At 36.4% G+C, this 20,154-nt stretch carries 23 protein-coding genes; 12 read left to right on the plus strand and 11 right to left on the minus strand.

Translation table 11 applies throughout. The features are described 5' to 3' along the window. Window positions 1-3 precede the first annotated feature (3 nt). The 7 genes from KHA97_RS24140 (at window position 4) to KHA97_RS17335 (ending at window position 5,148) form a co-directional block, all read left to right on the plus strand. Window positions 4-642 (plus strand): mechanosensitive ion channel family protein, encoded by a 639-nt coding sequence (locus KHA97_RS24140; protein WP_233713612.1) that lies wholly within the window; start codon window positions 4-6, stop codon window positions 640-642. A gap of 183 nt (window positions 643-825) precedes the next feature. Beyond that, a complete protein-coding gene (locus KHA97_RS17310; protein WP_213126025.1) occupies window positions 826-1,149 on the plus strand; it encodes a PadR family transcriptional regulator in 324 nt (107 codons plus the stop codon). Next, the gene (locus KHA97_RS17315) at window positions 1,142-1,702 is read left to right on the plus strand and encodes a DUF1700 domain-containing protein (RefSeq protein ID WP_213126026.1); all 561 of its coding nucleotides are present in this window, start codon (window positions 1,142-1,144) and stop codon (window positions 1,700-1,702) included. Before KHA97_RS17310 ends, KHA97_RS17315 begins: the two co-directional genes overlap by 8 nt. Continuing rightward, window positions 1,695-2,552 (plus strand): DUF4097 family beta strand repeat-containing protein, encoded by an 858-nt coding sequence (locus KHA97_RS17320; protein ID WP_213126027.1) that lies wholly within the window; start codon window positions 1,695-1,697, stop codon window positions 2,550-2,552. The genes KHA97_RS17315 and KHA97_RS17320 overlap by 8 nt, the downstream gene beginning before the upstream one ends. 328 nt (window positions 2,553-2,880) lie before the next feature. Continuing rightward, window positions 2,881-3,777 (plus strand): helix-turn-helix domain-containing protein, encoded by an 897-nt coding sequence (locus KHA97_RS17325; RefSeq protein WP_213126028.1) that lies wholly within the window; start codon window positions 2,881-2,883, stop codon window positions 3,775-3,777. Between the two features lie 43 nt (window positions 3,778-3,820). Further along, window positions 3,821-4,282 carry a hypothetical protein gene (locus KHA97_RS17330; protein ID WP_213126029.1) on the plus strand — a complete coding sequence of 154 codons (462 nt, stop codon included), beginning with the start codon at window positions 3,821-3,823 and terminating at the stop codon, window positions 4,280-4,282. Window positions 4,283-4,407: 125 nt separating this feature from the next. Beyond that, window positions 4,408-5,148: a MerR family transcriptional regulator gene (locus KHA97_RS17335; RefSeq protein WP_213126030.1), complete on the plus strand. Its 741-nt coding sequence runs from the start codon at window positions 4,408-4,410 to the stop codon at window positions 5,146-5,148. Window positions 5,149-5,569: 421 nt separating this feature from the next. On the opposite strand, the gene KHA97_RS17340 is transcribed toward KHA97_RS17335, so the two are convergent. The 3 genes from KHA97_RS17340 to KHA97_RS17350 are packed head-to-tail and all read right to left on the minus strand — an operon-like array spanning window position 5,570 to window position 8,367. Continuing rightward, window positions 5,570-5,818 carry a YkuS family protein gene (locus tag KHA97_RS17340; RefSeq protein WP_213126031.1) on the minus strand — a complete coding sequence of 83 codons (249 nt, stop codon included), beginning with the start codon at window positions 5,816-5,818 and terminating at the stop codon, window positions 5,570-5,572. A 51-nt stretch (window positions 5,819-5,869) separates the two neighbouring features. After that, window positions 5,870-7,474: an ABC transporter permease gene (locus tag KHA97_RS17345; protein WP_213126032.1), complete on the minus strand. Its 1,605-nt coding sequence runs from the start codon at window positions 7,472-7,474 to the stop codon at window positions 5,870-5,872. Beyond that, window positions 7,474-8,367 (minus strand): ABC transporter ATP-binding protein, encoded by an 894-nt coding sequence (locus tag KHA97_RS17350; RefSeq protein ID WP_213126033.1) that lies wholly within the window; start codon window positions 8,365-8,367, stop codon window positions 7,474-7,476. Before KHA97_RS17350 ends, KHA97_RS17345 begins: the two co-directional genes overlap by 1 nt. A gap of 147 nt (window positions 8,368-8,514) precedes the next feature. Between KHA97_RS17350 and KHA97_RS17355 the strand changes: the two genes are divergently transcribed. Further along, complete coding sequence (locus tag KHA97_RS17355) at window positions 8,515-9,099, plus strand: TetR/AcrR family transcriptional regulator (protein ID WP_213126034.1); 585 nt, start codon at window positions 8,515-8,517, stop codon at window positions 9,097-9,099. A gap of 33 nt (window positions 9,100-9,132) precedes the next feature. Here the strand turns inward: KHA97_RS17355 and splB are convergent, their stop codons facing one another. From splB to KHA97_RS17370, 3 genes are all read right to left on the minus strand, one after another. Then, complete coding sequence (gene splB, locus KHA97_RS17360) at window positions 9,133-10,161, minus strand: spore photoproduct lyase (RefSeq protein ID WP_213126035.1); 1,029 nt, start codon at window positions 10,159-10,161, stop codon at window positions 9,133-9,135. Continuing rightward, window positions 10,154-10,405 (minus strand): transcriptional regulator SplA domain-containing protein, encoded by a 252-nt coding sequence (locus KHA97_RS17365; RefSeq protein WP_213126036.1) that lies wholly within the window; start codon window positions 10,403-10,405, stop codon window positions 10,154-10,156. Before KHA97_RS17365 ends, splB begins: the two co-directional genes overlap by 8 nt. Before the next feature lie 61 nt (window positions 10,406-10,466). Further along, window positions 10,467-10,898 (minus strand): DUF2383 domain-containing protein, encoded by a 432-nt coding sequence (locus KHA97_RS17370; protein WP_213126037.1) that lies wholly within the window; start codon window positions 10,896-10,898, stop codon window positions 10,467-10,469. Between the two features lie 170 nt (window positions 10,899-11,068). On the opposite strand from KHA97_RS17370, the gene KHA97_RS17375 reads away from it, so the two are divergent. After that, entirely contained in the window at window positions 11,069-11,827 is a 759-nt protein-coding gene (locus tag KHA97_RS17375) for a class I SAM-dependent methyltransferase (protein ID WP_213126038.1), read from the plus strand. Between the two features lie 11 nt (window positions 11,828-11,838). Here KHA97_RS17375 and KHA97_RS17380 read toward each other — a convergent pair whose 3' ends face one another. Together KHA97_RS17380 and KHA97_RS17385 are read right to left on the minus strand one after the other, a co-directional pair. After that, complete coding sequence (locus tag KHA97_RS17380; protein ID WP_213126039.1) at window positions 11,839-12,789, minus strand: C45 family autoproteolytic acyltransferase/hydolase; 951 nt, start codon at window positions 12,787-12,789, stop codon at window positions 11,839-11,841. Between the two features lie 93 nt (window positions 12,790-12,882). Beyond that, on the minus strand, window positions 12,883-13,524 hold the full coding sequence (locus tag KHA97_RS17385) for a DedA family protein (protein ID WP_213126040.1): 642 nt from the start codon (window positions 13,522-13,524) through the stop codon (window positions 12,883-12,885). 176 nt (window positions 13,525-13,700) lie between these two features. Here KHA97_RS17385 and glcD point away from each other — a divergent pair, with 176 nt between their 5' ends. Together glcD and KHA97_RS17395 are read left to right on the plus strand one after the other, a co-directional pair. Then, window positions 13,701-15,113, plus strand: a complete 1,413-nt coding sequence (gene glcD / locus KHA97_RS17390; RefSeq protein ID WP_213126041.1) for a glycolate oxidase subunit GlcD — start codon at window positions 13,701-13,703, stop codon at window positions 15,111-15,113. Then, window positions 15,113-16,438 carry a (Fe-S)-binding protein gene (locus tag KHA97_RS17395; protein ID WP_213126453.1) on the plus strand — a complete coding sequence of 442 codons (1,326 nt, stop codon included), beginning with the start codon at window positions 15,113-15,115 and terminating at the stop codon, window positions 16,436-16,438. The genes glcD and KHA97_RS17395 overlap by 1 nt, the downstream gene beginning before the upstream one ends. Before the next feature lie 34 nt (window positions 16,439-16,472). Here the strand turns inward: KHA97_RS17395 and KHA97_RS17400 are convergent, their stop codons facing one another. Then, a complete protein-coding gene (locus KHA97_RS17400; protein WP_213126042.1) occupies window positions 16,473-17,012 on the minus strand; it encodes a hypothetical protein in 540 nt (179 codons plus the stop codon). 223 nt (window positions 17,013-17,235) lie between these two features. On the opposite strand from KHA97_RS17400, the gene KHA97_RS17405 reads away from it, so the two are divergent. After that, on the plus strand, window positions 17,236-17,895 hold the full coding sequence (locus tag KHA97_RS17405; RefSeq protein ID WP_213126043.1) for a Type 1 glutamine amidotransferase-like domain-containing protein: 660 nt from the start codon (window positions 17,236-17,238) through the stop codon (window positions 17,893-17,895). A 145-nt stretch (window positions 17,896-18,040) separates the two neighbouring features. On the opposite strand, the gene KHA97_RS17410 is transcribed toward KHA97_RS17405, so the two are convergent. Both KHA97_RS17410 and KHA97_RS17415 read right to left on the minus strand, forming a co-directional pair. Continuing rightward, a complete protein-coding gene (locus tag KHA97_RS17410; protein WP_213126044.1) occupies window positions 18,041-18,658 on the minus strand; it encodes a CPBP family intramembrane glutamic endopeptidase in 618 nt (205 codons plus the stop codon). Window positions 18,659-19,203: 545 nt separating this feature from the next. Beyond that, window positions 19,204-20,121 carry an aminoglycoside phosphotransferase family protein gene (locus KHA97_RS17415; protein WP_213126045.1) on the minus strand — a complete coding sequence of 306 codons (918 nt, stop codon included), beginning with the start codon at window positions 20,119-20,121 and terminating at the stop codon, window positions 19,204-19,206. Window positions 20,122-20,154 lie beyond the last annotated feature (33 nt).

A 20,154-nucleotide genomic window follows, 5' to 3' on the forward strand; every position in this document is an offset into this window, starting at 1 on the left:
TTTTTGTCCAAAGCTATTAGGGTGATCATAGTTGCAATAGCGATTACTGTTATTGCCCAAGAATTCCACTATGATATTAATGGTTTCGTTGCTGGCCTGGGATTAGGCGGTTTAGCCTTTGCGCTTGCGGCTAAAGATGCGCTTGCCAATTTATTTGGCGGAATCATTATTATTACCGAAAAACCTTTTACAATAGGTGATTGGATATCGACTCCAAGTGTTGAGGGGACAGTAGAAGACATAAATTTTCGGAGTACGAAAGTGCGTACTTTTACTCAGGCTCTAGTTACTGTACCAAACGCTACACTTGCTGACCAGCCGATTACTAACTGGAGCAAAATGGGGAAGAGGCAAATTTCATTTTCCTTAAAGCTTCCTCTTGATACTTCAAAAGAAAAGTTGGAAAGGACCATCCGTCGAATAGAAGAGTTATTGAAAGCATATCCCGGTATTCATCCAGATACCATTCATGTCACATTTGATAAGTATTTGGTGGATGGATATGAAATTTTCCTTTATTTCTTTACGAAATCAACAGAATGGGGAGAATATTTAAAGGTAAAAGAAGATGTTAATTATAAAATACTGGATATCCTTAAAAGTGAAGAAGACGATAAAAATGCTTCCTTCCAAGAGTCCTAACTGATCTCTAATCTCCGCTCAATATAAGAGCGGTTTTTTTGTTGAAAAAAAACACTAATTAATTTTATTTAGTACATTGCATTATACAGTACTGTATGATATATTATCTTTGCAAGGTATTTTTTAATGATTAGTAGTGTATAATGTACAGTAGTGAATACAGAAATGAGGTGCAACTTAACATTGAACGTTCAATTTAAAAAAGGTGTGTTAGAGCTATGTGTTTTAGCACTGCTTGATAAGCAAGATCGCTACGGTTATGAGTTGGTCCAGAAAATTTCGGATCAAATTGCTATATCGGAAGGCACTGTATATCCACTTTTGAGGCGATTAACGAAAGAGGAATATTTTACGACATACTTACAAGAGTCAACGGAAGGTCCATCTCGAAAGTATTACAGATTGACAGAAAAAGGGAGAAAGTATCTATATGAGTTGATTCAGGAATGGCAGGAATTCATTTCCGGGGTCAACCAATTAATTAAAGAAGGGGTAAATCATGAATAAATATCAATTTATGAGAATATTGGAATCATCTTTAGAACGACTTCCGTCCAATGAACGATTAGACATTATACAAGATTTCGAAGAGCACTTTACGATTGGATTGGAAGAAGGAAAAACGGAAGAACAAATTGTAAATTCACTTGGATCGCCACAACAAATTGCAAGAGAAATTTTGGCGACGCATCATCTTGAAAAAGTGCAAACAAAGGCAACGACTGGAAACGTGTTTCGTGCAGTATGGGCGGTCATTGGATTAGGTTTCTTTAATTTAGTCATTGTACTCGGTCCTTTTATTGCAATCGCTTCGATTATTATAGCAGGCTGGGCGGTAGGAATATCCTTTATAGCTTCTCCATTGTTAGTTTTGGTGAACTCAGTTATCTTCCCAGGAACTTTTGAATACTTTGACCTGTTTATATCAATGTTGCTTTGTGGAATTGGGTTATTTATCTCGATTGGAATGTATTTTGCCACTCGATCTATTGTTAACGGCTTCGTCCGTTATTTAAAATTTAATGCAAGAATCGTTAAAGGTGGGTTAAAACATGAATAATATTAAAATAATCGCAACAGCTGCCCTGTTTTTATTATTAGTAGGGCTAGTAGGGAGTATAGCTACATTTAAATCAATAGGCCAATCTGAACAAATTTCAGATGAAAGAGTAATAGACAAGGATATTGCGAACATTTCCATATCCACAAATAACTCTAAAGTAGAAATTTATCCTTCAAATGATTCTAAGACAACAGTAGAGCTTTCAGGTAAAGCAGCTAAAAACTTAAAATATACTTTTTCTGCTGATGTAAATGGAGATACATTGAACGTAGAATTAAAAGAAAAGCTTAGAAAACTATTTAACTTTGATTTTTTTGCAACGTCTTTGACCCTAAAAGTATATGTACCTGAAAAACAATATGAATCGATTCAATCAAAGAGTAATAATGGATATATTAAAGCGGAAAAACTAAATGCAGGCGAATTTACAATTGATACGGACAATGGACGAATTCAGCTTGATCATATTAAAAGCTCCACTGTTACAGCAAAAGCAAGCAATGGCATGATCGATATGAATAATATAACTGCTACCTCAGTTGAAGTAAAAGCTGCTAATGGGAAAGTTAACCTTAAAGACGTGGAAGGTAAGATTGTAGGAAAGGTAAACAATGGAAGAGTTTCCCTTACAACTAATAATCTAGATCGACCGATTAATATCGAATCAGATAATGGGGAAATCATCATTACCACAGACAAAGAGCCAACTAATGCAACTATTGATGTGACGGTTCACAATGGAAAAACAGACGTGTTTGGCCAATCCAATCGCAATGTCGTATTTGGAAAAGGGGAAAATATGATTAAACTCGTCACTCATAATGGAAGAATAACAGTTAACAAATAAATAGGTGAAACGGATGGGCACTGAGGACTAAAGTGTTCATCCGTTTTTTATTGAAGTAGTGAAGAACTTTATTATGAATACAGATAAGTTGGTGTTGCGGCGTAAAGTGAACTGGAAATACGATATGTATGTGTCATGTCTTCAAATATACACAAATGAAACATAAATGTTAAAATTGAATATTTTCTTTATTAGCTTGAATAATAGTACAATAATATCATTGGAAAAATAAAAGACACACTATATATAGTATGAAAGTATTGAAAACACTGCTATAATGGTGTTAAGAACTCAATGTTAAAGTTATTTTGACAAAGGGGTAAAGTGTATGAGCGAGAATTTCATAAACATTGGTGAAATCCTACAGTCATTAAGAGTGAACAAAGGATTGGCCTTAGACGAATTAGCAGAAGGTATTTGCTCAGTTGAGGAACTCGATTTAATGGAAAAAAACAAGCAAGTTCCTACAATTGATCAACTATTTAGATTGGCCAATAAACTAAATGTTAAACTAAGTGACTTCTTTGATTTTACTTCAGCAGACTCTGCAAGTTACGTTTCAGCAGTCAGCGGGTTAATCAATAAATATAGAAGAGAACGAAATTATAAGGCTATCCACGAAATTGTACAAAGAGAGAAAAACAATCCACTCTTTAATTTTCCATCTAGCCAGCAATTTCTACTTTGGCATGAGGCGATTTGTTTATATTATTTAGCAGATCCCGATAAAAGGGATAAAAAGACTTCAATAAAGATGTTAAATGAAGCATTAGATTTAACAAATCCATCAAGAAAAGGTTTTTCAGAAAGAGAAATAGAAATTAAAATGGCGATAGCGTTGATTGAGAAAGATGATTTGAACATTGAAGAAGCGATAACAATTTTAAAAGGAATATTAGAAGATATTGATAAACTTCCCTCGCTAGCTGAACCGCAAATTCGATTAAGGGCATTATTTGGATTATCTCAATGCCTTGCTAGGCTACATAAATATGAAGAATCACTGTTTTATAGTGAAAAAGGAATTAAACAGTGTATTAATGATGAGGTTATTTACTTATTAGGAGAGTTTCTTTATCAATCAGCATCGAATAACTTAGCTTTGGATAATAAGAAGGAAGGAATAAAATACCTTACAAAAGCACTTTATATTTTTAAATTACAGGAAAATAGTAGATTTAGTGATCTTGTAGAAACTCAATTGGAAAAATTATCATCTGAATGATATAATTTCAATAATTATATAATTATATAAGGAGAGTTTAATGATGAAGAAACTAATAATTACTTCTGCTCTTGCAATTGGATTGTTTGGTGTAGGGGGCTCTGTAGGGACTATAATAGCAGGACAACCGTTGCCAGAATTACCAACTCAACATAGTGTAAAACCAGTAATAGCGGGACAGCCATTACCAGAATTACCAACTCAACATAGTGTAAAACCAGTAATAGCGGGACAGCCATTGCCAGAATTACCAACTCAACATAGTGTAAAACCAATATTAGCAGGACAGCCATTACCAGAATTACCAACTCAACATAGTGTAAAACCAATATTAGCAGGACAGCCATTACCAGAATTACCAACTCAACATAGTGTAAAACCAATAATAGCAGGACAGCCATTGCCAGAATTACCAACTCAACATAGTGTAAAACCAGTAATAGCAGGACAGCCATTACCAGAACTACCAACTCAACACAGTATAGATATTAAAGCATACGCTTAATAACCAACAACGCCGCATTCAAATAAATGCTGCGTTGTTTTTTTATGTATAAAAACTTTAAAAAACACATTGACACTCACGTAACGTGATACCTTATAGTTAAAAAAGAAGGGAGGCACAACAGGTTGAAAGTGAAAGAAGTGGCTGATTTGGTTGGGATTAGTGTGCGCACACTGCATCATTACGATGATATTGGGTTGTTGATTCCGGAAGAAACAACCGAAGCGGGATATCGAATCTATTCCAATAAAAATCTCGAGACGCTACAGCAAATTTTATTTTTTAAAGAGTTAGGCTTCCCTTTAAAGCAAATTAAAGAAATTATCAGCAGTCCATCTTTTGATCGAGAAGAGGCGCTGTCCTTACACCGAAAGATGTTGGTTGAGAAGCGCCGCCGACTTGATCGGATGATTGAGACAGTTGAGAAAACAATGAAGCATATGAAAGGAGAGATAAAAATGTCTAATAAGGAAAAGTTTGAAGGCTTTGATTTCAGCCATAATCCATATGAGCAAGAAGCACGTGAACGTTGGGGAGATGAAGCTGTCAATAAAGCTAATCAAAAAATAGGCAATATTTCAAAAAGTGAAAAGGACGAGTTTGAAGAACGATTTAACGAAATTTATCGTAAGTTGGCAGAGATACGTCATACATCTCCTGATTCGAAAGAGGCTCAAGAAGGTATTAAAGAATGGTATGACTTTTTAAACACGATGGGGGATTATTCATTTGATGCCTTCAAAGGTTTAGGACAAATTTATGTAGATGATGAACGGTTTACGAAAAATATTGATCAATTCGGCAAAGGTCTAGCCCAATTCATGCGTGATGCGATGGCTGTTTTTGCAGACCGAAACAATAAATAATTGTTGTCTCAATTCGCATTCAATCGAGATCGAAATGGTCAAAAAGCGGAGAATGTGTCTCGATTCGCATCCAATCGAGACTGAAATCGTCAAAAAGCATAGAATGTGTCTCGATTCGCATCCAATCGAGAATGAAATCGTCAAAAAGCATAGAATGTGTCTCGATTCGCATCCAATCGAGACCGAAATCGTCAAAAAGCAGAGAATGTGTCTCGATTCGTATCTAATCGAGACCGAAATGGTCAAAAAGCAGTGAATATGTCCCCATTCGCATTTAATCGAGACTGAAATCGTCAAAAAGTAGAGAATGTGTCTCGATCCGTATTCAATCGAGAATGAAATAATCAAGAAGCAATAAACGTGTCGATTCAAATCCAATCGAAAAAAGAGCTTGGGACCCCAAGCTCTTTTTTTACACTAATTAATGAAGTTTTAGTTTATCTTCAACTTCCCGACAGACTTCATCAGCGGACATACCATCCGCATCAATGATGGACCCTTCCATGGAAATGTTTTGAATTCCCATAAAATTGGAATCCATGCCTGATACAACGCAACAATCGACATTTTTAATATCCGATTCATTATGGACTGGAATTACTTCGTAACCTTTTTCTTCTAGTGCTTGCTGTACATTTGTCAAAGCTGGTTCAATACCGATTTTAGCCACAGAGCACACCTCCCTTTTCTAATCTAGTTTCCCTGTTTACCATGGAAATATTCATCCATGAATGTCGCGCCTATTGTAAAAAGCAAATCCTAGGAATGACATGGCAATCGCGAATATTGTCAATACGGAAACAATCATAAAATCCATGTCTTCAACAGGAAGCTGTGGAATTTGGCCATAAGGTGATAAATTGCTCATCCAATCTGGGAATTGCAGCAATCTGCCTAAATAAACAACAATGAATGAATAAAGCAAATAGATCCAAGCAAGTCCGGAAAACTTAGGGGCAAAGCCAAGAAATAATACTGCCAGGCCGATCATGATCCACATTGCCGGGAGATAGGCCATTGCCGCGCCATAAATCGTACTAAAGGGAATGCTGTCATCCATTACAGCTGCACCCGCCGCCCATAATCCAATGGCTGCCATCGATAGAGCAAGAAAACCATTTCCAATCGATACGATTAGATAACTCATCAATAGTCGTGACCGTGAAACAGCTCGACTTAATAAGTGTTCAGTACGATTTTTTTCTTCTTCTCCTTTTAATTTTAAAATCGCCATTAATGCTGGAATTGTGCTAATCATCGCCAATATCGACATTAACATCGAAATAAACTGTTCGGTTAGAGAAAATCCTTCGGTTGATGTTAAGACGTCTTTCATCACTTCAAGATTTTCCAAAAACGATTCTAAATCACCTAAAACAGATCCATAAGATGCCCCTAAAACAAACATTCCGATTGCCCAAGAGATCAAACCAGTCCTTTGCAAACGAGCGCTAAGACCAAGAGGGCTCTGTAATAATGAGGACGCATGTTTTTTACCAGGCTTCGATGGCAAAAATCCTGCACCTAAATCTCGAATCGCATTCAAATAGTAAGCGAGAATAAATAAAACGAAGGCTGCACCGACCGTTAGTAAAATCGGCCACCAATAATTGTTCACATACACTTCGGAACTTAATATCCATCCCAATGGAGAAAACCAAGACAGCGTTTCATTGCTTACATCGCCGATTGCTCGTATCAAATAAGAGACACCTAATACGACAAAGCTAAGTCCAATCGTTCCACGTGAGTTTTCAGCAAGTTGGGCAAAAATAGCTGTAATAGCCGCGAAAAAAATTCCCGTTGCTCCTAGTGCTGCCCCATATAAAAGAGAACCATTCAAGTCCATGCTATCAATTCTTAAAGTATTTAAACCCAATCCGATTAAAAGGGCTAGTAACACATTCGTTCCAACTAAAACTAAAATGGTTGCACTCAAATTGGAGAGCCGTCCGACAGGCAATGAACGAATCAATTCGACTCGACCATCCTCTTCGTCAGTACGAGTATGGCGGGCAACAAGCAAAATGCTCATCAAACCAACGATGAGAGCTGTAAAAAGCAGCATTTGATGAGCCATCATCGCACCGCTAGTATAATTATCCAATCCGTAGCCTTTTCCAACCATTGCCGTCATAGCCGGATTTCGCATAGTTTCTGCAATTGCCTGTCTATCAATATCTGTTGCATATAAATCCTTAAAAGCTAAAGCGGTTAAAAATGTAACCGAAGATAATGAAAGTAGCCAAATAGGAATTCTTATACGATCTCGCCTGATAATAAAGCGGGTAAGACTCCCTGTCTCATTGTATAGCTTACTGGCCATTATGCTTCACCTCGAGATCCTTCGTAATGGCGCATAAATAAATCTTCTAATGTAGGCGGTGAGCTTTCCAATTTCACAATCCCAAATTGACTAATATATTTCATAACATTGTCCAACTCTTCTGAATCGACTTGGAATGAGAGGGTTTGTTCTTTTTGTATAATATCGTGAACACCTTTTATTTCATGAAGCTTTGGCATTGGCTGCCTAGATTCTACGACAAGATTCAGTCTTGTTAAATGGCGCAATTCATTCAAGGATCCTGTTTCAATAATTTTTCCTTCACGAATGATTCCGACTCTGTCACACAACTTTTCAACTTCCGATAAAATATGGCTTGAGAGAAGTACGCTTTTCCCTGCTTTTTTAGCGTCCATAACACACTCTTGAAAAACTTTCTCCATTAGTGGGTCAAGGCCAGATGTTGGCTCATCTAAAATGTAAAGATCTGCATCGGATGAAAAAGCCGAGACTAATGCAACCTTTTGTCTGTTTCCTTTCGAGTAAGTTCTACATTTTTTCGTCGGGTCTAATTCAAATTTTTTTATCAATTCCTCACGTCTACTCTTATGATTGGAACCGCGAAGTTTTACGAATAAATCAATGACTTCTCCTCCTGTTAAGTTAGGCCATAAATTCACATCTCCAGGTACATAAGCAATCCGTTTGTGTATTTCAACAGCATCTTTCCAGGCATCAAGTCCAAAAATCTTAGCTTCTCCTTCTGTTGCTTTTAGGATCCCAAGCAAAATCCGTATGGTTGTAGATTTTCCGGCTCCATTTGGACCAATGAATCCAAAGATTTCCCCTTCATTCATCTCTATATTTACTCCGTCTAATGCAGTAAAATTTCCAAATCTTTTTATTAAGTTGGATGTTCTTAAAATGGGCATTTCCCCTCACCACTTTCGAAAGTTTTGAAATATTTTAATTCGTTTAGTTCATAATATATAAAACCATGACTCATTTCAATATACTTATGAACTATTTTAATTGTTTTATTACAAAACTTTCATTAAAATTATGATGAGGTGAATTTAATGGATGGATTTATACGCCGGAAAGAAATGAAGAAGACCGATATCCTAAATGCAGCATTGGCGTTATTTTTAGAATTTGGCGTCCAGAAGGTTTCAGTTGCGGAAATAGCGAGGAAAGCCAATGTATCCCAAGTGACGATCTATAATTATTTTGAAAGCAAAGATAATTTAGTTCATGAAGTCATCATTTTTTACATAGATAAAGAGTGGCGTGAGTATGAGGAATTACTAAAAAGCAATCTTGCTTTTCCTGAAAAAATAAAAAGAATTATTTTTAATAAGAAGGAAACAGCTAATAAGATTCATGAGGATTTTTATCAGTATTTTATGAGGGAATATGCGGCAGGGATGAGCTATATCGAAAATCTTTATATTGAAAAGACAGTGCCAAGTTTCATTGAGTTGTTTAATGAAGGGAAAGAGAAGGGGTATATTGATCCAGATTTATCGAATGAAGTGATTTTATTTTATATTCAAATGATGAAGGAATATATGCAGCGTGAGGATGTTTATCAAAGGATCCTGCCCATGACAGAAGATTTAATGAATCTTTTGTTTTACGGAATAATGGGGAAAAGGGACTGACGAAAATAGGATACGGAGCTCAATGCCGTATCCTTAAGTGAAGTACTCCATTTTCGCTTCTGGAAAGTATTTTTTCAAATAACCACCGAGTGTATCTTTAATATCTGCTTGTTCTTCATCCTTATATACATATTTGCCGATTCCGTATTTCCCCCATTTATATTTCCTTTTTGCCTCATCGAGTTCCAGTTTTGTCATTGGATAGTTTTTTTGAATGACCCGTTTAGCCGGCATCGTAAAGCGATGCTGGATTAATTCAAATGTTAAATTCTTTTTTGCGAAGCTTGGCAACTCTGCTTCAAGCTTTTGAAACATTTCCCCATATCCTTCTTTCCAGCCTTCGTGCAAATAGATAGGAGCTACAATAAATCCTAACGGATAGCCGGCATTAGCCACTTTTATCGCGGCTTCAATTCTTTCATTTAACCGCGAAGTTCCCGGTTCAAAATACTTAATAATATAATCATCGTTAATGCTGAAACGAAATCGAGTTTTACCATTATGTTTGGCATCTAATAGATGATCCACATGGGCAAACTTTGTAACAAAACGTAGTTTTCCATGTTCCGATTGGCCAAAATATTCAATGGCTTTCTTCAACGTATGAGTCAGATGGTCGACACCAACAATATCAGACGTACAGGATGCTTCGAACCTTGTCTCTTCTGGTGCACGTTCTTGCATATAGTTTTCAGCGGATTCAAGAATTTCATCGACATTCACGTATGTTCTAATATATGGCTTACTTCCCATCGTTGTTTGCAAGTAACAATAATGACAATGCCCCATGCAGCCCGTCGCAAATGGAATGGCATATTCAGCAGAAGGCTTGGACGTATCAAATTTTAACGTTTTTCTAACGCCTACAACAAGTGTTGATTTGGCAATTCTATATTTTTGAAAATGATTTTCACCTGGTAAATTGCGGATTTGATTATGTGAAGTCGTTTGTCTCGTTTCAATTCCCATTTCTTTAAATTTATTTACTAATGTCTTTCCAAGTGGATATTCAAGAGCGCCCGGTTCAAAATAGACGAGTTGAGGAACAAAAGGTTTAACCATAGTATTCCTCAATATCAGAAGAGCCGAATGCCTCATAATAAGCTTGTTCAGCCTCTTCTTTTGATGGGAAAATAGCTAATTCCTCTGAAATGGGGTAATACGTATCATATAGAAAAAGAGATAATTGGTTAGGATGATCAGGAGCTTGGACGACAGCTGCTTCTTGAATGTTGGCGACATCCTGTGTATGTGGGTTGCGATAAATGACATATACGATTTGACCTGGACTATAATTACTCTGCATTTTTTCGCCTGCTTCCTAATAAATAATGTATATGTTTTTACTATGTATAAAAACAGTAACTTTATTCACCCACCAAGTTATTTAGCTCATCTATATGCATTCGATCTTCATTTAAATTAGCAATAACAATTTGCAAGCTTTCCTCGTCTAGATCACCTCTAACAATTTCTTCTGTTTTATTGATTCCCATTTCTTGGCCTCTTATCGCGTCCTTTAAAATATCCTCAGTATGATTTGGAATCCCTTTTAATTTCTTCATTCCTTCCATAATAGAGAGCATAAAGCCATTATCTTCTACAGGCTTTCCACCCAAGTTTTGAATTCTTTCCGCTGTTTTCGCGGCGTGTTGTTTGTGCTCTTGTTGGATCTTTTGCAAAGCTTTCTTTACGTTAGGATTTGATATATTTTGAATGTAGTGCTCATATGAGTGGATAGCCATAAATTCACCTTTGAGATATGCATTTAGCTCTTTTACTATATTTTCTTTGTTCATAGCATTATTCACTCCTTAAATATATTTAACTTTGATTTAGGTGTATAAATGGTAAAAAATAATTATAAAATTACTTTTCACTGATTTATAAAAAATATAACAATATAATTAGATAAGAAGCGATTTTTCGATTCGAATAATTTATATTGTAAAAGAAGGTGGGGTACATAATGTTCAGTAACTATGGGAAACTTTGTACAGAGTTTTATGATTTTACAAAACCAGTTGGGAAGTCAATCGACGGAGATATCGAATATTATTTTGAACGTTTAAAAAATGTTAAAGGAAGAATTCTAGAAGCTGGAGTCGGATCAGGCCGATTTTTGATACCACTTTTGGAAAATGGATATGTTGTAGATGGATTGGATTATTCCGCAGATATGTTGAAATCTTGCAGAAATCGTTGTGAAAGTCGAGGTTTCAATCCGGATTTATTTGAAGGCAGGCTAGAAGACTTTCATTTGCCTAACAGGTACGAAGCAATCATTATACCGACTGGAACATTTTCCTTGTTAGAGACAAGGGAAGCTGCGCTGAATGCATTAACGTGTTTTAAAAACCATTTGCTACCTGGCGGTCGAATCATCATCGACTTATATTTGCCTAATGATGTAAAAGTAGGGGACATTTCTACAAATGCTATTTCATTCCCTAATGGTGAAGGAATCACGCTTGAAAGTAAATCAGTTGAACTTGATTGGATTCAGCAAAGGACCGTAACACATATTAAATATGAAAAGTGGAAAGATGGAAAACTTATAGATACAGAGCTTCAAAGATTAGTATTGAGCTGGTATGGAGTCGAAGAATTTAAGCTTATATTACATAATATTGGGTTTGTGAATATTTCCGTTTCTTCTGGCTATGTTTATGACAAGTACCCGACGAATGCGAACGAAGTCATTACGTTTGAGGCGGAAGTAAAATGAGAGCTGGAAAATTAGGCTCTCATTTCTATTAAAAGTCGTTCCTTGCTTCCTGCAGCGGTAAGGTAGATTTTAGATTCATTCGGAATATAAGAAACAGTATAAAGCGTACCGAAAAATTGATCATAATCAGTATAAAACAAAGGAGAGTCTGTTTGACTGAACCAATCGTGAAGTTCCTCTGCTGTTCGTGAAGTGTTAACATTTTCTAGAACTGCTAAACGATCCTCTGATGAACCTGTCCATTTTCGGTTATAGGCTCCCATTTTTTCGGTTTGGAATTTGTTTACACAGGCAAGCTCGTTTGGACGAGTAAGAATATGAATTTCACCAGGTGAAGCTTCGGCCACGGCAAAGTTACCTTTTCGATCCAACAAAGAGTAGTTATAACAAGCCGCATGAGGTAGTTTTTTCAATAATTGAATCGCTTCCTCTACATCTTTGCACATTTCCAAAACAATCCGTACAATCGTACTGCACAAAAAGCCTTTTTGATAAAATTCATTATTCACAAAATGCAAACCAACTACGAGACCATTGTGATTCATTCCGTCCAATCGTCCAACAAGAAATTGGGTATTTCCGTAAATGGTGTTGTTTTTAATAAATAGACTATCATAAACCTTTGGGCTAAAATCATAATTTCTTACATAAAAGTCGCTTGTAATGAAACTCGTACAGCCTAATTCAGAAAGTTGCGGCATATCATATCCAGCGAGCATGCGAAGGACGTCAGCTTCAAGATGGCCCGACCCATCGATAATGCCTTGCAGTTCCTCAAAAAGAGGAGGACAATAAACATTTAGAGCTTCTTTGATTTCATCGATATTTTGTTGCAAGGAATATGCCTTTTGCAGCTCTTCGAATTGTGTTTGCATCACTGGTGATTGCTTTAGCATGGCACCAATGGATAGTCCATTTTCGTAGTAACTTCCGGAAAGAGTTAATGATTGAATAGGAAACAAATAATCACTCCCTTTTATAAATTGTAAAAATATTTTAACATTTTACCAAAAGAAAAACCGGACTTCAATTGCTCAATGAAGTCCGGTTTGGTTTTATTTTGAAAATCGCTCTTTTATAAAGGCAATAATTGCAGGTAGAACAGATATAAAGATAATAAGCAAGATAACCGTTGAGAAATTATTTTTGATAATAGGGATATTCCCAAAGAAATATCCTGCGATTGTACAAAGTAAAACCCAAATTGCACCGCCAATGATATTATAAGTAATAAAATAACGGTAGTTCATTCGGCTTGCACCTGCTACGAATGGAGCGAATGTACGAATAAATGGCATGAAGCGAGCGAAAATAATGGTTTTGCCACCATGTTTATTGAAAAAATCTTCTGCCTTTTCCATTTTCTCTTTGTTAATCATCTTACCGAGCCAGCTATTTGGCGGAATCGATGTGCCAACTTTTTTTCCTATATGATAATTGACCGTATCACCAATTACCGCGGCACTAAAAAAGACAACCAAAAGTAATACAATATTAAATGCTCCTACTGCGGCAAAAGCCCCACTCGCAAATAATAAAGAATCTCCAGGTAAAAATGGAAACACGACGACTCCGGTTTCAACAAAGACGATTAAAAATAAAATGGCATAGGACCATAGATCAAATATTTGAATGATGTCGATTAAATGCTCATCTATATGTAAAATGAAACTAATTAAACCTTTAATAATATCCACGTTTCCAAATCCTTTTCGAAGTTAATAAAAAATGTATGCCCAAAACACATTATCACCTTTTTATACTTTTACCGCAAGTGATAATCATAGAAAGGGCTACATGGTGGCAAACTTTTTTAGTAAAATGAAGTTAATATGTAGTAGATTGATAGAAATGTTGAAAAGGTTGTGAATACATGATTACGGGTCAAATAAGGGCAAGACTAGCAGAAATTGTTGGGAAAGAAAATGTGATCACTTCTATAGCTGGTCGTCTTGTATATTCATACGACGCTACACCAAATTATCAATCGATGCCAGATTTGGTCATTGCTCCACAGAATACAGAAGAAATAGCTGAAATTGTAAGCGTTTGCCGAGATGAGAGAATACCGATCATCCCTCGTGGATCAGGGACGAATCTATGTGCCGGGACAGTGCCGACTGAGGGAGGGATTGTTCTTTTATTCAAACATATGAACAAAATCCTCGAAATCGATGAAGAAAATCTAACAGTTACCGTCCAGCCAGGTGTTATTACGCAGGATATGATACGGGAAGTGGAAAAACGCGGATTATTTTATCCACCTGATCCAAGCTCAATGAAAATATCAACGATTGGCGGCAATATTAACGAGAATTCAGGTGGACTACGTGGGTTAAAGTACGGAGTAACCGCCGATTATGTGATGGGGCTTGAGGCGGTGTTGCCGAATGGAGACATCATTCGAACAGGTGGAAAACTGGCAAAAGATGTGGCGGGCTATAATTTGACTCAGCTGCTCGTTGGCTCTGAGGGGACCCTTGCTATCATTACGGAAGCAACCTTGAAACTTATTCCGATTCCGGAAACGAAGCAGACGATGCTTGCACTCTATCAAAACATGGATGCAGCCGCGCGATCTGTTTCTGAAATTATTTCATCTAGAATCATTCCGGCAACACTTGAGTTCCTTGATCAACCGACCTTAAAAGCAGTTGAAGATTTTGTAAATATTGGACTTCCTACTGATGTGGAGGCGGTTCTTTTAATTGAACAAGATGGACCACCTGAAATTGTTGCAAGGGATATGCAAAAAATGGCGGATATTTGTACTAGGGAAGGAGCGGTTTCTGTAAAAATTGCCGAAACCGAGGTAGAGGCACTTGCTTTAACAGAAGCGAGGCGATCGGCACTTTCTGCGTTGGCACGATTGAAGCCGACTACGATTCTCGAAGATGCGACTGTTCCTAGATCGGAAATCGCTAATATGGTGAAAGCCATTAATGAGATAGCCAAAAAGCACAATGTCACGATTTGTACGTTTGGTCATGCGGGGGATGGAAATTTACATCCTACATGCCCAACTGATGTAAGGGATAAAGAGGAAATGAAACGGGTGGATGCAGCTTTTGCGGACATTTTTGCGAAAGCAATTGAATTAGGTGGAACAATCACTGGTGAGCATGGAGTGGGGATGATGAAAGCTCCGTATTTAGAATGGAAGCTTGGAACAGAAGGGGTTTTAATCATGAGTGCGATCAAGCAGTCTTTTGATCCTCATAACATTATGAACCCAGGGAAAATATTTGCAAAAGAAACACGGAAACGGCTGGTGGTAAGCCGATGATGGATATGACGAAAAGGGAGAAAGCGATTCAGAAAGCATTTAAAGAACGAATGGATGAAACAGAGCTACTAAACTGTATGCGTTGCGGTTTTTGTTTGCCGGCATGTCCAACTTATATAGAAACTGGATTTGACGAAACGCAATCACCGCGTGGACGAATTGCTTTAATGAAAGCGGTCCATGATGGCTTGATTTCCCCAGATGATGATGTCGAGAGGTCGCTCAATCTTTGTCTCGGATGCCGTGCATGTGAGCCAGTTTGCCCAGCGGGGGTTCAATATGGGCATTTGCTTGAAGAAGCAAGGGATATCTTTAATGAATATAACCGCCATTCTCTTCCTGTAAAAACGGTGAGGAAAACAGTGTTTGAAGGAGTATTTCCTCATCAAAACCGAATGGAGAAAACAATTGGCTTGCTTAGCTTTTATCAACGGAGCGGATTACAAAAGGCTGTTCGAAAAATAGGTTTTATGAAGTTGTTTCCGGAAAATCTCAGACAAATGGAAAAAGTGTTACCTGAAGTGCCTTCGCGAAAGGAAATGAAAAATAGACCTATGAAGCTTCCTGCTAATACGAATCAAGTAAAATCAAAAGTAGCCTTCTTTAGTGGGTGTTTAATGGATACGATGTTTATGGAAACGAATGATGCGACGTTAAAGCTTCTGCAAAAAGCAGGATGTGAAATCGTCATTCCAGAAGGGCAGAATTGCTGCGGTGCTTTGCATGGTCATAGCGGTGAAAAGGATAAAGCGATGGAGCTTGCTAAGAAAAATATTGATGCTTTTGAAGATACAGGCGCAGACTATATTATTGTTAATGCTGGAGGTTGCGGTGCGTTTTTAATAGATTATGGTCACTTGCTAAAAGATGATCCTGAGTATGCGGATCGCGCAAAAGCGTTCGCGGGAAAAATGAAAGACATTTCCGAAATATTATACGAACTCGATTTCCATCAACAAGTTCCTCTTTCCATCAAAAATCAAACCATTACGTACCAGGACTCCTGCCATCTGCGCAACGTAATGAAAACATTTTTAGCACCACGGGCACTGATTACGGCAATCAAAGGTGCAGAATTTAAAGAAATGGATAAAGCGGATAGCTGTTGCGGATCTGCAGGAATTTATAATATTATAGAACCCGAAATGTCCATGCGAATATTAGATCATAAAATGGAGAAAGTAGTTGAAACAAAAGCTCACACAATTGTAACAGCCAACCCGGGATGCCTCCTGCAAATGAAGTTGGGGATTGAAAGGGAAGGATTGTCAGATCGCGTACGTGCGGTGCATATTGTTGATTTGTTGCTGGAGGCGTGTAACTAAGAAATTAAAGAATGACGAAACATTAATCGATTCGTCATTCTTTTGCTTTTTTTGGCGAAATAAAATAGCTCATTGATATAGCGAAATCTATTCCAAGCACAAGTGTCCAAACTTTTAAAAATCCTGCCAACACTGCTGTTCTGGAAGCATCGTTGATAAAAAAGATAAGCCCAACTAGAAAACCTGCACCTATAATGTATGCAAGTAGATGCTGCCCCCAACTTTTAAAATAATGTTTGGCATAATCCAATCCATATCGTCGTTTGGGCTTGGGACCTTGCTTCGTAATGTAATATTGAAAGCGAACATCAGCCCATTGAATCATACTCTTACCAAAGGCAATCGAGACACCAATATAAATTGCAGCCAGTGCATGTGCAACTGTAGCAGTAGCGCCGCGATAAAGATCCACGCTCGTCGCAATTAATAATATTAAATCAATGACTGGGGTAAGGGCTAAGAGAATTAAACCAAGCTTCTTATATTTCAAAATATATCTTGTGACAAGTCCTAAAATAATCAATACCCAAAAACCAATTTCACTCGCTACAATCAACCAAGCTACTAAATTCAAAGAAACACCTCATTTTTCAAGTTACGGATTAAAGTAGATTAGTAATATAACAATAGGTAATTAATACACACTTTTGATATACTTTATTACGCATAATGCCAAAAATGGAACCATCTTCCCTATTATAACGATGGAATTTGTAATATGAAAAGGCATCGAGAATAAAAAATTCACTAAAAATATTTGAATGATAAAAAAATTGGATGATAAGTAGGTGTAAATAATGGACAAACATTTATTTCTTTTCGGTGGCGGACCTCCCTTTACTTTAAACATGGCAAAGTTATTTGTAAGGAAAACTTCCCACTCGAAAGAACCGATCTCCATTTTATTCGTTGAAAGGGACGGCTGGGAGGAATATATGCCGGTTTATACTCAAGCATTGGAGGACTTAGGAATAAACGATTTTCATTACTTGCCTCTTCCTAACATACCAATTGAGCAAGTGATCGAGTGTCTCACCAAAAGCTCAGGAATCATTATTGGGGGCGGGGATACGAATTTATATGCAGATTATATCGTTGAAACTGAAATCTCTAATATTATTAAAGAACGATATAAATCAGGTATCCCGGTTGCGGGATTTTCGGCGGGAGCGTTAATAAGCCTAGAACAATGCATTATTTCCCCTAAAGATAATGCACAAAACGAATTTCAACAACGAAAAGGTTTGGGACTACTATCAAATGTATTGATAGCCGTACATTTTTCTGAATGGAAAGATGAAGATCATTTAAGAAATGCCGCAGTTCATTTTAACGGTCATGTCAATTATGGAATTGATGAAAGTACGGGTATGTATTTTTTAAACGGACATCTTGAATCAACTGAAGGTAAAGGTGTTTATCGTTTAGAAAATGGAATGATAAATAAGATAAATTAACAAGATTCAATAACCAGTCGGAAGGTAGATAAGCCAACTGGTTATTTTATTTGGCTCTTTCCCAAACATAGTTGCAATTAGATGTAAATCTAAATAACGAGAAATAGATTTTATCCTTGGAAAATAGAAACCCATAATAAATATCTTATTTTAGAAAATAATTTGAAATATTGAATATCCCATGCAGTAAAATGCTTGGATAAATCGATTCTGTTTTTTGACGAATCCAAGAAAAGATTAATCCAAGTAAAAATGTAAACACGCCATATGAAACTGCATCTGTCATTGTACTACCATTTGCCAAAGATCCTAAAAAATGAATAGTACCGAAACCTACTGATGAATACCAAAAGCCAAACTGTTTTTGGACAAACCCTCTCCAAAATAGTTCTTCTGAAATGGATACAAAAAACAGTTGAAATAAAATGGTACTTAAAGAGGGTACGTAAAATTGTAATATTCCTTTTGAAAAATAATCAGCCAATTTGGTTAGAAAAAGAACACTAAGTGAAATTAAACTATACCAAATCAAATTTTCTTTCCATTTGCCCAATTTTAAACCCATTTCTCTTACTTTACTTTTTGTTAAACTACCAAGCAAAATAAATAACAGTAGATTAAAAGAAACGCCAATGTAATTCCATTCCCATACATCTCTTTGCCATTCCATCAAGCTAAAACCATTTATAGAAATGAACGCTGGAACCGAAAGACACAAAAATAAAGCGATAATTAAAAGGAAAAAATATGTTATTTTCTTCAAGCTAACATCTCCTGTTATAAAAAGTAATTTGTCATCACTCTATTAAATTTAAAATACAAAAAGCTTAAATTCATTATTCAATTCATCATAAAATGAAAATACCACAGTCCAAAAGACCTTGGTAGCCCCTTAGCCTATAACAATAATAAAAGCGACATTAGATGGACTACGCTGATCAGGTTTTAAACCAAGTTCTTTCAAGGCCAATTGTCTGGCCATTTGCTGCAGGAACGATCTTGAAATCAACTGAAGGTAAAGGTATATAGTTTAGAAAATAGAATGATAAATAAGATAAATTAACATGATTCAATAACCAGCCGGAAGATGCATAAGCCAACTGGTTATTTTATTTGGCTCTTTTCCCAAACATTGTTGCTTTTAGATGTAAATCTAAATAACGGGAAATAGATTTTATCCTTGGAACTGATATTAAAATGGGAAAAGAGCTACCGGCTAAATAAGAACCGCTAAACTTCCTTATTAGGAGTAAAAGCCTGCTCTTGGGCTTTTACAAAAACAATAAACTTTAAAAAATAGCCTTTTATTTAAATCGAAGAAAGTTTATCTTTTATCATTTCATATGCCGCTTTATCTTCCTTTTTTGCAAAAAATCTCAGAGCATCTATCCCCTTAAAAAGCATGCCGCACTTTAAACGTTCTCTAAAATAAGGTATATCTTCACCTGCTTTATTCCAGGTATGGCGAAAAACTTTAGGGATTTGTAACTGTGGAGCCCAGAAGTGTAGGTTAGCAAGATCGAACATAAAGTCCCCATACATTGCCATCTCCCAATCAACAATGCCGGTAATATTCTTACCGTCTGAAATAATATTTCCTAAGTGGAAATCTCCATGAACGAGATACTTTTCCTTAGGTGCATACAATGATAATTCCATCATCATTTCGTAATAATAGTCAAAAACCTCTTTTTCTAAGAAACTATGATCAAAGAGTGTGTACCAATCCTTCCAAAACCCATCCTGATCTTTCTGAAAAAACGATTCAATATATTCTTGCCACGTATCAAATGCTCCTTCTCCATAATGGTTAACTGCTCCATATTTTTCAGATGAATCGATTGGAATCTCAGTCATTTTCTTATATTCAATAACTAGTGAAGGTAAAATCTTCTTGATCTCATCTTCGGGATAGGCAACCAACGATTGTCCAGAAGCTTTTTCTGATATTGAAAAAAATAAATCATTGAACTTACCATTTCTTTCAATTCGTGGAATGGGGATCCCCAACATTGATAGTTTTTGATACAAATACTCGTCTTTTATAAACCGTTCGCCATTGTTATTAAAATGAATAACATATGCTCTGCCTTTATATTGATAGCTAAAGACTTTGCTCAATTCTCCGAAGTTAATGGATTCAACATTAGAAACAGCATCTTCCATTATTTTTTCTATTATCGTATGTGCAGTATGTAAATCCATATCTAATTTAAAAGATTTCATTATTCTAATCCACCTCTCTTCTGTGATTATACC

Source organism: Lederbergia citri (assembly GCF_018343625.1).
GTDB classification, from domain to species: Bacteria; Bacillota; Bacilli; order Bacillales; family Bacillaceae_C; genus Lederbergia; species Lederbergia citri.